Genomic DNA, 13,214 nt, shown 5'->3' on the forward strand with positions numbered 1-13,214 from the left:
TTAGGCTTAAAAACCCCTCCTAATGAGGGGTTTTTATATTCAGACAATTGATTATAAATACTCTACTCTATCCTTCCTTTAAGAATCCTGACGCAAAGAGCTGAAAAGCATGTAATGCTTCTGGTAATACCTGCTCAGGATGTTCGCTGGAAGCCACCCATAATGCAGCATTCATGGCAGCACCATTTAAAAATACGGCAGCCGCTTCAGGATCTACAGTTTTAATCCGCTCTAACGCCAATAATTGTTCAACGCACTCACGGGTAGACTGCAAGCATTTATTTTGACTTGGCCAATGTGCAGGATCACCCAGTACCGCAGGTCCATCGCGTAGCACAATACGCTGAAATTCAGGATTCAAGGCATTCTCAATATAGGTGCGCCCTTCCAGCATTAGACCTTCCCAAAGATCATCAGGCTGATCCAGATACTTCCGGGAATATTCCGCCATTTCTGAATCAATTTGATCGACCACAGCAGCAAATAAACCCCGTTTGTCTCCAAAATGATGGTATAGCGCGCCACGGGTCAGCCTTACTTCTGCAGTGAGTTTATCCATTGAAGTGTCTGCATAACCATATTCAGCAAATGCACGACGTGCAACTTCTATGAGTTTTTTGCGGGTCTCCGCCATTTTTAGTTCACGAACAGACATCAATTTAACTACCTCATCAATGTAAAAATTTTAATTGACATACGCCTCGTATGTCAATTATGTTTACATACGAGGCGTATGTGAAAAATTAAGTTTTTTGAATCTTTTTAAATTAGACATTCAGTGAGAATAGTCATGACTAGAACTGCAATATTTCCCCAAGATCGCCATGCCTTGTATGAACAACATGGTTACTCGGCTGCAATCAAATCGGAAGATTTACTCTTTGTATCAGGTCAGGTCGGTAGCCGTGAAGATGGTAGCCCTGAACCGGACTTCGAGAAACAGGTAGAACAGGCTTTTAAAAACTTGGCTGCTACATTAGCAGCGGCAGGTTGTACTTTCGATGATATTGTCGATGTCACCACTTTTCATACCGATCATGAACAGCAATTTGAAACTATTATGAAAGTTAAAAATCAGGTGTTTACGCAAAAACCTTATCCAAATTGGACGGCTGTTGGCGTGACTTGGCTGGCTGGCTTTGACTTTGAAATCAAAGTAGTTGCACGTATACCTCAATGATCTCAGGCAATGTAAAAACTTACTTTCAAAATCAGTTCATTTGTTGAATTGGATTGTTCGCCAGCTTAAAGATCAATTCGGTATAATGGCGCATTCCTTATTGTTATAGCCCTCTTATGTCTGAAAAGCTGATTAACTCCCCTGTAAAGCATTGGTGCGAGTTCGAATTCATCTCTAAAACAGTGAAGAATCCGAATATTCATATTAAAGGGAATTATTCTTACTATTCAGCCTATTGGGATCAGGGTTTTGAGCGTTGTGTGGTGCGTTATCTACATGACAAGCCTTCCACACCTGAGAAGCCGATTGATCAGCTCTATATCGGCAATTTCGTCTGTTTTGGCGCAGAATGCGTGATTATGATGGGTGGCAACCAGTTGCACCGTACCGACTGGATTTCAGCATTTCCGTTTGATACCCGTAGTTTTATGCCTGCTGGCGATACAATCATTGGTGATGGCTGCTGGATTGGATCTCGTGCCATGATTATGCAAGGCGTGAAGCTGGGTGAAGGTGCAGTTGTGGCGACAGGTGCAGTGGTCACAAAAGACGTGCCGCCTTATGCCGTGGTCGGTGGCGTACCTGCGAAAATTATTAAATACCGTTTTCCACATGAAGATATCGAAAAACTGCTTTCCCTTAAGCTTTATAACTTAGATGAAAAGCAGTTTTTAAAAATGCGTGAAAAGTTACAGACGGATGATCTTGAAAAAATAGAAATTCATATAAAAACATACATATAATAATATAATTATAAAAAATCAACCTTAAGCAACCATGTCTTCTCTATTAGAAAAAAAGCTATTTAATACGTTTGGAACAGCTCGTATCTTCGAAAAACGAGTCAGAAAGTACGCTCTGTTAATTAAATTGCTAAATTTTTTAGGTTTAGCCATACCAATCATAATTGGCTTAATTTATTTGGCTATTGGGTCCGTAGATGATGTTGTAAAGTGGTGGGCAATATTTTTAGGAGCTGTCCAAATATTAGCATTTCTTTGGTCAATCATTGATAAATGGGATGATAAACACCAATATTCGATTGTAGCGCTTCAACGTCAAGATGAGTTATTTACTGAGCTTTCTGATCTTGATCAGCAAGATAGAAACTTCCAAACTGTATTTGATAGATTGTTGGAAAAAGAAAAACGATATAAGCAAGATGATATTTCAAAATCTATATCTAATAAAGAAATACGCTATGGTACAAGAAAATCACTCTATAGATTCCAAGTCACGTGCCCAATGTGTAATGAGATCCCTCAAACTGAAAAACCAGCTAAAGGTAAAAAGTGTGACAACTGTGCCAACTTTTAAGGATATATCATGAATAATGTAGAAACAATTTTAAGGGCCATCCAACAACTATCACCACAAGATAGAGTACGAATTTCAATAATGTTAAATGCAACACCCACACAACTAAATACAAGATCAAGACCACAAGCTCTAGATCTTGGGCCCTTCAAAAGAGGACGATGTCCTCATTGTGGAAAATAATCTATTTATTTTCAATACAAAGCATAAGACATAAAAAAACCCACTCAATCGGAGTGGTCTTTTTCAGAATATGGTGACTACGATGAAACTTGAATCTGTGACCCCAGCATTATGAATGCTACGCTCTAATCTACAGAGCTACACTTTGTAGTAATTAACATAATTACTAAGTTGAGTACTCAGACATTTTCGATTCCGCGATTCTTACTGCTATGCTTTTTTAAAACTGTCACCTTACTAATTCAATTGATTTGTTTTAGAAATTTATATTTCATTATCAATAGGTTAACAGATGTATAATAAGACAATTCTAAGCAGCAGTTCACAGGTATTTTTACACATAGTTACAAATAAAAAATCTGCTTACAATTTCATCATACTTTAGTTTTAAACCCACTAATTTTCCATCCAATCCATGTTAGATTAAATTACAAAAAAATTTAGCGGATTTAATTATCCCTATGAAATTACTAGGTTTTGTTTTATTTTAAAACGCCTAGTATCAAATTTCAAATAGTTCCATGTACAGAAATTCATAGGGTTAAAGCATCTGTTTCTAGTAAGGATTATAAGGAGAAATACACATGGCTTATCAAAATATTTTAGTACCTGTTGACGGTTCAGAAACAGCTTATGCAGCTGTAACAAAAGCAATTGAATTTGCTAAAGCATTCGGCAGTAAAGTCACTGTAGTTCAAGTGTTAGCGCTGGATCCCTATATTGCAGCAGAATATATTTCTGCCAATCAAACCAATGACTTGATTGAACGTGCTCGTACGGCAATTGTAGAATCTCTTGAGGCAGCAAAAGCAAAATTCCATGAACAAGGTCTTGAAGTTGAAACTAAACTTATTGAAGGACAAGTAATTCATCGTGAAATTGTCAATGCAGCTAACGAAACCCATGCCGATCTGATTGTTATTGGATCACATGGCCGTACAGGTCTGAAAAAATTGTTCTTGGGCAGTGTTGCACAAAGTCTGCTAAGCGAATCGCATGTTCCGGTACTGATTGTTCGTCAATAATAAGCCATGGGCTTTCCCATCTTTTGCTAAAGGTGGGAAAAGCTTGATTCACATACATTTTTTTATAAAGCATTCATCCACTGATATTGTTTTATCTCCAATCACCATTACCCCTTCTGCCAATAACTCTAATCGCTGGATATTTTCTCCCTGATCATTCAATTTGCTTAGGCTAATTTTTCCTTGAGCATTGATGACCCTATGCCAGGGAATTTCCGCTTCTGAATCCAGATGCTTTAAAATATACCCCACTAAACGTGCATGTTTGGGTAAGCCCGCCATCTTGGCAATCTGTCCATAGCAAGCGACTTTGCCGTAGGGAATTAAAGCCACCACTTGCAGGATTTGCCGCGCTAATTCATCACTGGACGTATTGGAATGTTGAAGCATATATTGTCCTTATTAAACCTTGAGATTTCGTGATTTTTGCATTCAAGCTGGTAGCTTTAAAAGACTTCCAACTCATCATCAAGATGGCTCATCTCTAAGAATATCCCATAGATCATTGATATCTCTCTACTCTAGCATCCACAAGAAACAAAATATAAAAAAGCCCGCTAAGGGGCCTTTGTTACTTAACCTCAGTTACGGATAAGCCAAATTTCTAACGACATGAATTTTCGGCTTATTCTTCTGACAGAGTTGATAAGCACATAAAGATGAAAATATGCCTGCCAGAAAACCAGAAATAGTTCGATGCTTACTGCTCACTAAATGATATTTTTCTTTCAACAAACCAATTAAAGTTTCAATTCTTTTCCGCTGTCTCAAGTGGTACTCATCAGAAAAAGGCAATCGACTTACTTGCATATTTTTTCTTGGATAAGTAATTAAATCAATACCTTGCTCTAATAATTTGGCTTTTATCGATTTTCCTATATAACCTCTATCTCCATAAATAGTTGCCAATAAACCATCAACTAACTCTTCGATTTTTCTAATGTCTGCAAGGTGTCCAGTGGATAAAACTGTATTCACAATTTTTCCTTCACTGTTCATGAGCAGGTGTAATTTGCAGCCATAAAACCAGTCTATGGAACTTTTACCACGAGAAGCAATATCATCTAAAGCATGGTGACCTTTAGGAATTCTTTTGTTTTTACAGACAGGCAAAGGTGTTGAATCAATCCATAGATATTGACATGCTTGTCCTTTGCTTAAAGCACGATGTAGCGCATGGATCGCAAGCTGATGTTGGTTAATCAGGCTGAGCATATTTTTATAGCAAGGCAAAGACTTAAACAATTTACTCTCAAATTGGCAAAGTAATTGAAAAAATATTTTAAAGTTATGTACTTGCGATATTTTATAACAAATTGCAATCGTCACAATTTCAGAGAGGGATAAGGTTGCAAATCGAATTCGTTTACGCTTTTTTTCCTGCTTGAGAAATTGCCAATAGATGGGTTCAAATTTCTTAAAAAAATCATCAACGGTACAGAAAATTTCTGTAAAATCAAACATGGTGGTTAGAGTCTTTGGTTTGTGTAGTAACTTTCTAAATGGCTCTAACCATCTTTTTTTTCAAGCAGTTTTCTTATCCGTAATTCGGGTTACTTAGGATGATTAGAAATTATCCGGGCTTTCCAGACGTTTCACCACCTGCACCTTCTCTGGGTTATGCATCACTGCCACACCATCTTCGGCTTTCTCATCAATTAACGCATCCGGGTTGTAAACGGTAATGGTTTCATTGCCATTGGCATCTTCACCGACAATGTACTGGAAGCCTTTCTTATTCATTTTATGGCACATGCGTTGATACCAGCCTTTAAAACCCGTAGTTTCTTCATTCGGATTGTAATAAAAGGCATTCATGACCGCAGGCAAACCGAGTCCGCAGACCAAGCCTGAAAGCAGTACCGAAATAAAGGTATAGCCAATTAAAATACTGCTGTATTCAGTTAGTCGTGGAACATTCGCCACGGCAAGTATCAATGCTAATGAGATGCCGCCACGTACCCCACCCCATGACAGAATTGCCAGACTTCCGTTATAGCTTTTATTTCTAAAGTTCGGGAAAAATGCGAATGACAAATAGTTTGCGGCAAAGCGTGAAGCATGCAGAATAAAGAATGCGACGATACCGCCCAGAATCAGGCTAATACTTAAATCCAGAATAAAGAGTTCAAGACCAATCAGGGTAAATAAGAATGAATTGATAATGCCTTCAACGGTATGCCAGAAATGATTGACCTCGCGAATTTCACGCTCCTGTAAAATCTCTTTCCATTTATTCCCTACTACCAAGCCCCCAATAACACAGGCAATAGGTGCAGATGCATGAGCAAATAAGGCCACTAGATAGGAACCGCAAGCCAACAGCGCTGTTGTGAGAATTAAAGATTCCATTTCGTGCTTGCCACGCAGTAATCTTAAAATCCCCAGACCAAAGCCCCAACCAATGATAATGGCCACCACAATCTCATAGAGCAAGGTTTCTAAAGTGCCAATGATGGTAAAGTGTTCACCCTGTAATACATTCAACAAGGTCATGAATACGGCAATACACATAGCATCATTAAATAGTGATTCACCTTCCAGCTTTACGATCAGGTGATGCGGTGCACGTACCGAACTCAACACCCCTTTTACCCCAATCGGGTCAGTTGCACCTAATGCGGCACCTAACAGTAATAGCACCAGTAAATCGACATGCTTGCCAATCAGGAATTGATAGCCATACAAAGTGACACCAAAAAACACCGCACACAGCACCAGTGCAATACTGGCCAAGATGCTGATCGGCTTCCAGTGACTTTTTAAATCTGAAACTTTAAATTTCAAAGCGGAAGATGTCAGGATAAAACAAATCACCCCATTAATTAAAAAGTCATAAAAATCAATATGACGAACCGCTTCTTCAATATTATGAATATTAATGGTTATAAACTGGTTGCCACTAAGCAGACTGGCGCCCCACTGTAAAATAAAGACAAAAATTGCCGAAACAATGGGTACACCAATCGCCTGAGGGAAACCTAAAATACGCTTATTAAAAATAGTCGTTGCAATTGAAAGCGCAAAAATAACTGTAAAGACTTGAAGAAAAAAGAAATTTCCCATTAAAGTTCCAATTCGAGCGATTCATTGGAATAAAGCGAACGCATCCCAACATTTCCATGTAAATATTTAATTAAATAACATTTATTAACCGAATCAGTTTAACCATTTTTTGCTATGTCATACGAAATAGTTAAGTTTTTTTACATATTTTTGGCAATCATTTAACATAGCCTGATATCTGCACATTTCGTGTAGCCAGCCTTTCCTTAATTTCTACCTTAAGTTGAATTTATTCATGCATCAAACAGTTAAAACCCTATTTCGGCTTTTTTTTGCAGGAGTAATTTTTCTGATTACAGTGGCTTTATTTTTGAGTATTTTTTCAAAAAGCCAAGAAATTTTAAATGCAGATCAACAGTTCCAGCAAGCCAAGCAGATTTCACTCAAATCGACACCGCAAGAACAATTAGTTTTGGTTTCCAACAATAAACGACCAGATCAAGCAATTTATATTGTCATCGCGAATAATGGTTATATTGCCAAACTCAGCTGTGAGCATTATCTGCAAGATATTTGTACCGATGCCTATAACCAGCAGCATACCCGGCAAATCAAACAATTAGAGTTATTAAAAATTGGTCAGCAGCATTATATTCAGCAGGTCAGTTATCAAGATAGTCGCACTCAAAAGCAGCAACAATGGTCTTATTCCAAACCACAAATACAGCAATTCTATCAGGCTGATATTTCAAGTTTAAAATACAGCCTGTTAAGCATTGCGTTGTTTGCATGCGCCGCACTTTATGTGTCGATTCGAATTATTCGAAACTTTAAAAAATTTATCCATGGTTAATATAAAAGAGGATTTAAAATCCTCTTTTTCAATCTTAGACTAGCATTTTCAGCTGTTCAAATGGCTTGATTAAAAGTATCGCAATCGTTGATATTTCCTGACTTCAAACCGGTTTGAAACCATTTCATCCGCTGCTGACTGCTGCCATGGGTAAAACTGTCAGGAACCACCTGTCCAGTCGCACGTTTCTGCAAATAGTCGTCACCAATTTTATGCGCGGCATCCATGGCTTCTTCAATATCCCCCTGCTCCAGGAACTGGGTACGTTGCTGATTGTGGTTAGCCCAAATACCGGCAAAGCAGTCTGCTTGCAATTCCTGACGTACGGAAAGTTGATTGCCTTGTACTTGGCTTGACTGGGCACGGGCTTTTTGTACTTGTGCCGAAATGCCTAACAAGGTTTGAAGATGATGTCCGACTTCATGTGCCACCACATAGGCCTGGGCAAAATCTCCAGCCTGGTCCTGGCGTGAAAGTTCGGTGCTGTTTTGCTCACCGGAAATATCCATTTGCTGACGCATATCTTTAAAGAAAGTGGTATCGATATACACTTTCTGATCGGATGGGCAATAAAAAGGCCCCATTGCAGATTGCGCCGTACCGCAGCCGGAATTAACCACACCGCTAAACATCACCAGTTTAGGAGGAACATACTGGGCATTCAATTGCTGCTGGAACACTTGAGTCCAAGTATCTTCAGTATCCGCCAATACTGTGCCGACAAAATCCATCGCCTCTTGCTGCTCAGGGGTTGGATTATCCAGCCCCTTGGTTTCAGCCGGTTGCGATTGTGAGGTTACCTGTTTGGTGGCCTGATAAGCTTGCTGCGGATCAACTCCAAAAAACTTCCAGGCCACAAATGCAACTATAAGCCCTAAAATACTAATACCACCTGCTTTAGCTCCGGCTCCATCACGACGGTCTTCCACATTGGTACTGATACGACGTCCTTTCCAGCGCATAGTGATATTCCTTCTAGTTTGCTTTCAGCTTATTTAGCCAGCCTTTGGATTATGCCTGCTTTGATTTCGGCTTCATCTTCTGAATCATTGCAATCACGATTAAAACCAGCAACCCTGCAACAAAACCAATCGCCAGATTAATTAAAGTCGGCGTTACAGCACCAATAATATTGCCTACTGTGGGCATGTGCTGCACATAATCTACTGAATCTTCAGTGAAATGATGAAACCATGGAATGGTATGAGTAATAATCCCGCCACCAACCAGGAACATGGCAATAGTCCCAACAATGGTCAAAGTCTTCATCAGTTTAGGTGCAAAAGCCAGTAAACCACGTCCCACAATTTGTTTGAAACTCGATGCCTGCTCGGTTAAGTACAATCCCAGATCATCTATTTTGACAATCATGGCGACAAAGCCATAAACACCCACCGTCATGACAACGGCAATGGCTGAAAGCACCATGACTTTAGTAGCAAAAGCAGCAGTTGCTACTGTACCCAATGAAATCACCACAATTTCAGCAGATAAAATAAAGTCGGTACGAATTGCACCTTTAATTTTTTCTTTTTCAAATGTGGCTAAATCAGTTTCGATTGCTGTTAACTCGGCTTCAGCCGCTTCTTCAGTCGTGGCTTTTTTATGCTTCAGACTATGCAGAACCTTTTCCACACCTTCATAACATAGAAACAAACCGCCAATCATCAATAAGGGATTGATTAACCAAGGTGCAACCACACTAATCAACAAGGCCAAAGGCACAAGAATAAGCTTATTAACAAAAGAGCCTTTGGCAACGCCCCAAACTACAGGAAGCTCACGCTCAGCACGCACGCCACTGACTTGTTGGGCATTGAGTGCCAGATCATCGCCCAATACGCCTGCAGTTTTTTTTGCAGCCATTTTGCTCATGACAGCAACGTCGTCTAAAACAGTCGCAATATCATCTAATAATATTAATAAGCTACTCGCCATTCTTGTTATCCCTAAAATTTCTATTCTGTATTTTAAAGATAAATATTTAAAAAAACTGTATCAACATCATTAAATTGTTCTTATTTTTTCAATGATCTGTTTTTATAGTGCCTGCCATTCAAAAACATTATGCCGTACAATAAGGCCATTCATCAGCATATACGTGTAGTGCTAATAACTACTTTGGAATAGAGAGATAATGAGTAATCAAGACAATCGTCCTGTTATTTTGACTGGCGACCGCCCAACCGGACAACTTCACTTAGGTCATTTTGTAGGTTCTTTACGTTCACGTGTAGGATTACAGGATTCTCATCATCAACATCTTCTTCTTGCTGATGCTCAAGCTTTAACAGATAACGCAGATAACTTCGAGAAAGTACGTCGCAATATTATTGAAGTGGCAACTGATTATTTAGCCGTGGGTATTGACCCAACTAAAACAACCATCTGTGTTCAATCATGCTTGCCTGCATTGAATGAACTAACAATGTTGTATTTAAACTTTGTGACTGTGTCACGCTTAGAGCGCAACCCGACCATTAAATCTGAAATTCAGATGCGTGGTTTTGAGCGTGATATTCCGGCAGGTTTCCTTTGCTACCCTGTGGCACAAGCAGCCGATATTACTGCGTTTAAAGCAACCGTAGTGCCGGTAGGTGAAGACCAGATTCCAATGATCGAACAGACCAACGAAATCGTGCGTCGTTTGAACCGTCAGATTGGTCATGAGATCTTGCCTGAATGTAAAGCGCTACTTTCCAATGTCGGTCGTTTACCTGGCTTTGATGGCAAGGCGAAAATGTCTAAATCGCTAGGCAATACCATTGTGCTGGATGCATCTGACAAGGACATCAAAAAAGCAGTCAATGCCATGTATACCGACCCGAACCATCTTCGTATCGAAGATCCAGGTCAGGTTGAAGGTAACGTAGTGTTTACTTACTTAGATGCGTTCGATACCAATAAAGCAGAGCTTGAAGAATTAAAAGCACATTATCGTCGTGGCGGTTTGGGTGATGGTACGGTGAAGAAACGTCTTGAAGGCATTTTAAAAGAACTGATCGGCCCTATTCGTGAACGTCGTATGGAATTACAGAAAGATCCAGACTACATCATGGATATTTTAAAAACGGGTACTGAAAAATGCCGTGACATTACTCAGCAAACCCTGGATGAAATCAAATCAGGTTTGGGTGTGTTCCATTTCTAAACCCTTATAAATAAAAAAGCCCTTGTTTCATCGAGGGCTTTTTTATAGTCAAAAAATGAGCAATTAATCACGCTAACCTATGGTTATTAACCTGAATTAACACAACTTAACTGAAAGCCTCATGAAATGACTCAGCATTCATTTTATGATGTCTTAAATGCTTAGAGCTACCCCTAGTTCTAACATTCTCCTTAACCGAACTGTGCAAACAGATTCGTTGTTCTACGCGATGATCACCCCAATCATTGCGTATTTTTTTGCCTGAGTTTCTATGAGTTTCTATGAGTTTCTATGAGTTTCTATGAGTTTCTATGAGTTTCTATGAGTTTCTATGAGTTTCTATGAGTTTCTATGAGTTTCTATGAGTTTCTATGAGTTTCTATGAGTTTCAGGCAATAAAAAACCCGCACAAGGCGGGTTTTTTAATACTCACAACTTATGCATGTTTGTGACGCATATGCGGGAATAAAATCACGTCACGGATACTTGGAGCATTGGCAAATAACATCACCAGACGGTCGATACCAATACCTTGACCGGCTGTTGGAGGAAGACCATATTCAAGTGCTTCAATGAAGTCAGCATCAAAATGCATCGCCTCATCATCACCCGCGTCTTTTTCAGCAACCTGTGCCTGGAAACGTTCAGCCTGGTCAATCGGGTCATTCAATTCCGAGAAACCATTCGCCAATTCACGACCACCGATGAAGAATTCAAAACGGTCAGTAATGTGTGGATTGGTATCATTACGACGAGCCAATGGAGAAGTTTCCGCTGGGTATTCGGTAATGAAGGTTGGTTGACGAAGCTTCGTTTCAACAGTTTCTTCAAATACGATGGTTTGAAGTTTACCCAAGCCAAAACCAGGTTTCACTTGTTCTTTCAGTTCTTCCTGAATGAATTTCGCCAGGAATTCACGGTCAGATACATTTTCTGGAGTGAATTGCGGGTTATGTTCAAGAATGGCATCAAACATTGAAATTTTCTTGAATGGACCTTTGAAGCTATACACTTCTTCGCCATAAGGAACATCGGTAGAACCCAAGATGTCGATGGCCAATTTCTCAAGCATTTTTTCAGTGAGTTCCATCAAGTCTTTATAGTCTGCATAAGCTTGATAGAATTCAATCATGGTGAATTCCGGGTTATGACGTGTTGAAACACCTTCATTACGGAAGTTACGGTTAATTTCGAATACACGTTCAAAACCACCCACCACCAGGCGTTTCAAGTAAAGCTCAGGCGCAATACGCAAGAACAATGGCATATCCAGAGCATTGTGATGAGTTTCAAATGGACGCGCAGATGCACCACCTGGAATCACATGCATCATCGGTGTTTCCACTTCCATGAAGCGCTCATTGATTAAATAGTTACGGATACCAGCAACTACTTTGGCACGAATTTCAAAAGTTTTACGTGTTTCTTCGTTTACGATTAAGTCTAAATAACGTTTACGATATTTAACTTCGGTATCGTTTAAACCGTGGAATTTGTCTGGAAGTGGACGTAAAGATTTAGTTAAAAGTTCAAAATGTTCAATATGAACATACAGATCACCCTTACCTGAACGACCGATATAACCTTCAACGGCAATAATATCGCCCAAGTCCAGGCTCTTGATGGTTTCCAGTACTTCAGGTGCAAGTTCTTTACGTGCAACATAAAGCTGAATACGGCCAGTCATGTCCTGGATCACGATGAATGAACCACGGTTCAACATCACGCGACCCGCTACTTTGACACGAACCTGCTCGCCAGCTTCAATTTCTTCTTTAGACTTATCAGCAAATTGTACTTGTAAATCTTGAGCATAATCTTCGCGTTTAAAGGTGTTTGGCCAAGGGCTAGTTCCCTTTTCCTGAGCATGTTCTTCAATATGCTTTAACTTGGCATGACGCTGTGCAATTAAATCGTTTTCGGAAATGTGTTGTTCAGAAGTCGATTGAGCGTTATGTTGCGTCATCTCTGCCTCGAATATGTGTAAAAAACGGAAGTTGCATAGCATAGCAGATTTAGTATAAATTTCGAATGACTTATTGCTACTCAAAAGCATTGATTTACTAAAAACACTTCCTTTCACTTATATTTTGAGGCACATTTTTAAGCTTCTGCTAATTGTTTCACAATCTCAAAGCCCTTCTTAAATCCGTTACCCATCATTTCCCTATATTCTCTAGGACTTTCCAGTTCCACCCTCAATCTGGTTTTTCCGTGTAAATCTTCCAGAAAATATTCTCTAAAGCACCCTTCCATTTTTTAACTTCTGCACTGTTTAAATCTTCAATACCCTCTCGAAGCATACCTAAATTTTTAAAGATCAATGTCTTAAATTCATCTATCTGCTCAATGGTAGACACCGTGCCATCCTGTCAGCATCCAGAAATAGCGTTTTACCATTCACCTTCCAATCCGAATGAATACTGGAAGTGAGCAAAAAATAATAGGTCCATTGACTATAGTTATCTGGGTTCCATAGCACCTGCCATACTTGTTGTG

The 13,214-nt window shown here is 39.5% G+C and carries 14 protein-coding genes; 6 read left to right on the plus strand and 8 right to left on the minus strand.

The annotated features are described in order from the left end of the window. Positions 1-67 precede the first annotated feature (67 nt). Positions 68-655, minus strand: coding sequence for a TetR/AcrR family transcriptional regulator (locus tag B9T29_RS12255; protein ID WP_086176195.1), 588 nt, complete (start codon positions 653-655; stop codon positions 68-70). Between the two features lie 135 nt (positions 656-790). Here B9T29_RS12255 and B9T29_RS12260 point away from each other — a divergent pair, with 135 nt between their 5' ends. From B9T29_RS12260 to B9T29_RS12275, 4 genes are all read left to right on the plus strand, one after another. Next, a complete protein-coding gene (locus tag B9T29_RS12260; RefSeq protein ID WP_086176196.1) occupies positions 791-1,180 on the plus strand; it encodes a RidA family protein in 390 nt (129 codons plus the stop codon). A gap of 116 nt (positions 1,181-1,296) precedes the next feature. Further along, positions 1,297-1,923: a CatB-related O-acetyltransferase gene (locus B9T29_RS12265; RefSeq protein WP_086176197.1), complete on the plus strand. Its 627-nt coding sequence runs from the start codon at positions 1,297-1,299 to the stop codon at positions 1,921-1,923. A 34-nt stretch (positions 1,924-1,957) separates the two neighbouring features. Further along, complete coding sequence (locus B9T29_RS12270) at positions 1,958-2,497, plus strand: mobilome CxxCx(11)CxxC protein (protein WP_086176198.1); 540 nt, start codon at positions 1,958-1,960, stop codon at positions 2,495-2,497. Positions 2,498-3,264: 767 nt separating this feature from the next. Beyond that, positions 3,265-3,705 (plus strand): universal stress protein, encoded by a 441-nt coding sequence (locus tag B9T29_RS12275; RefSeq protein ID WP_086176199.1) that lies wholly within the window; start codon positions 3,265-3,267, stop codon positions 3,703-3,705. Between the two features lie 48 nt (positions 3,706-3,753). Here the strand turns inward: B9T29_RS12275 and B9T29_RS12280 are convergent, their stop codons facing one another. The 3 genes from B9T29_RS12280 to B9T29_RS12290 form a co-directional block, all read right to left on the minus strand. Then, positions 3,754-4,095, minus strand: coding sequence for an MGMT family protein (locus B9T29_RS12280; RefSeq protein ID WP_086176200.1), 342 nt, complete (start codon positions 4,093-4,095; stop codon positions 3,754-3,756). A gap of 195 nt (positions 4,096-4,290) precedes the next feature. Continuing rightward, positions 4,291-5,169 carry an IS982 family transposase gene (locus B9T29_RS12285; RefSeq protein WP_086176201.1) on the minus strand — a complete coding sequence of 293 codons (879 nt, stop codon included), beginning with the start codon at positions 5,167-5,169 and terminating at the stop codon, positions 4,291-4,293. A 102-nt stretch (positions 5,170-5,271) separates the two neighbouring features. Next, positions 5,272-6,771, minus strand: a complete 1,500-nt coding sequence (locus B9T29_RS12290) for a cation:proton antiporter (protein WP_086176202.1) — start codon at positions 6,769-6,771, stop codon at positions 5,272-5,274. Between the two features lie 235 nt (positions 6,772-7,006). On the opposite strand from B9T29_RS12290, the gene B9T29_RS12295 reads away from it, so the two are divergent. Further along, on the plus strand, positions 7,007-7,564 hold the full coding sequence (locus B9T29_RS12295) for a hypothetical protein (protein WP_086176203.1): 558 nt from the start codon (positions 7,007-7,009) through the stop codon (positions 7,562-7,564). Positions 7,565-7,620: 56 nt separating this feature from the next. On the opposite strand, the gene B9T29_RS12300 is transcribed toward B9T29_RS12295, so the two are convergent. Both B9T29_RS12300 and B9T29_RS12305 read right to left on the minus strand, forming a co-directional pair. Next, positions 7,621-8,526, minus strand: a complete 906-nt coding sequence (locus B9T29_RS12300; protein WP_086176204.1) for a neutral zinc metallopeptidase — start codon at positions 8,524-8,526, stop codon at positions 7,621-7,623. Between the two features lie 49 nt (positions 8,527-8,575). Continuing rightward, positions 8,576-9,502 (minus strand): DUF808 domain-containing protein, encoded by a 927-nt coding sequence (locus B9T29_RS12305; protein ID WP_086176205.1) that lies wholly within the window; start codon positions 9,500-9,502, stop codon positions 8,576-8,578. Between the two features lie 199 nt (positions 9,503-9,701). Between B9T29_RS12305 and trpS the strand changes: the two genes are divergently transcribed. Beyond that, positions 9,702-10,715, plus strand: coding sequence for a tryptophan--tRNA ligase (trpS, locus tag B9T29_RS12310; protein ID WP_086176206.1), 1,014 nt, complete (start codon positions 9,702-9,704; stop codon positions 10,713-10,715). 436 nt (positions 10,716-11,151) lie between these two features. Here the strand turns inward: trpS and lysS are convergent, their stop codons facing one another. Continuing rightward, positions 11,152-12,681 carry a lysine--tRNA ligase gene (gene lysS / locus B9T29_RS12315; RefSeq protein ID WP_086176207.1) on the minus strand — a complete coding sequence of 510 codons (1,530 nt, stop codon included), beginning with the start codon at positions 12,679-12,681 and terminating at the stop codon, positions 11,152-11,154. Positions 12,682-12,913: 232 nt separating this feature from the next. Then, positions 12,914-13,075: a hypothetical protein gene (locus B9T29_RS16875; protein WP_416202492.1), complete on the minus strand. Its 162-nt coding sequence runs from the start codon at positions 13,073-13,075 to the stop codon at positions 12,914-12,916. Positions 13,076-13,214: the final 139 nt, after the last annotated feature.

This window comes from Acinetobacter sp. ANC 3903 (assembly GCF_002135315.1).
Taxonomy (GTDB): domain Bacteria; phylum Pseudomonadota; class Gammaproteobacteria; order Pseudomonadales; family Moraxellaceae; genus Acinetobacter.

Coding starts and splice junctions, on each gene's coding strand:
- B9T29_RS12295 (WP_086176203.1), top strand. CDS start 7,007: ATGCATCAAACAGTTAAAACCCTATTTCGGCTTTTTTTTGCAGGAGTA.
- B9T29_RS12260 (WP_086176196.1), top strand. CDS start 791: ATGACTAGAACTGCAATATTTCCCCAAGATCGCCATGCCTTGTATGAA.
- lysS (WP_086176207.1), bottom strand. CDS start 12,681: ATGACGCAACATAACGCTCAATCGACTTCTGAACAACACATTTCCGAA.
- B9T29_RS12280 (WP_086176200.1), bottom strand. CDS start 4,095: ATGCTTCAACATTCCAATACGTCCAGTGATGAATTAGCGCGGCAAATC.
- B9T29_RS12255 (WP_086176195.1), bottom strand. CDS start 655: ATGTCTGTTCGTGAACTAAAAATGGCGGAGACCCGCAAAAAACTCATA.
- B9T29_RS12305 (WP_086176205.1), bottom strand. CDS start 9,502: ATGGCGAGTAGCTTATTAATATTATTAGATGATATTGCGACTGTTTTA.
- B9T29_RS12270 (WP_086176198.1), top strand. CDS start 1,958: ATGTCTTCTCTATTAGAAAAAAAGCTATTTAATACGTTTGGAACAGCT.
- B9T29_RS12285 (WP_086176201.1), bottom strand. CDS start 5,169: ATGTTTGATTTTACAGAAATTTTCTGTACCGTTGATGATTTTTTTAAG.
- B9T29_RS12300 (WP_086176204.1), bottom strand. CDS start 8,526: ATGCGCTGGAAAGGACGTCGTATCAGTACCAATGTGGAAGACCGTCGT.
- B9T29_RS12275 (WP_086176199.1), top strand. CDS start 3,265: ATGGCTTATCAAAATATTTTAGTACCTGTTGACGGTTCAGAAACAGCT.
- B9T29_RS12290 (WP_086176202.1), bottom strand. CDS start 6,771: ATGGGAAATTTCTTTTTTCTTCAAGTCTTTACAGTTATTTTTGCGCTT.
- trpS (WP_086176206.1), top strand. CDS start 9,702: ATGAGTAATCAAGACAATCGTCCTGTTATTTTGACTGGCGACCGCCCA.
- B9T29_RS12265 (WP_086176197.1), top strand. CDS start 1,297: ATGTCTGAAAAGCTGATTAACTCCCCTGTAAAGCATTGGTGCGAGTTC.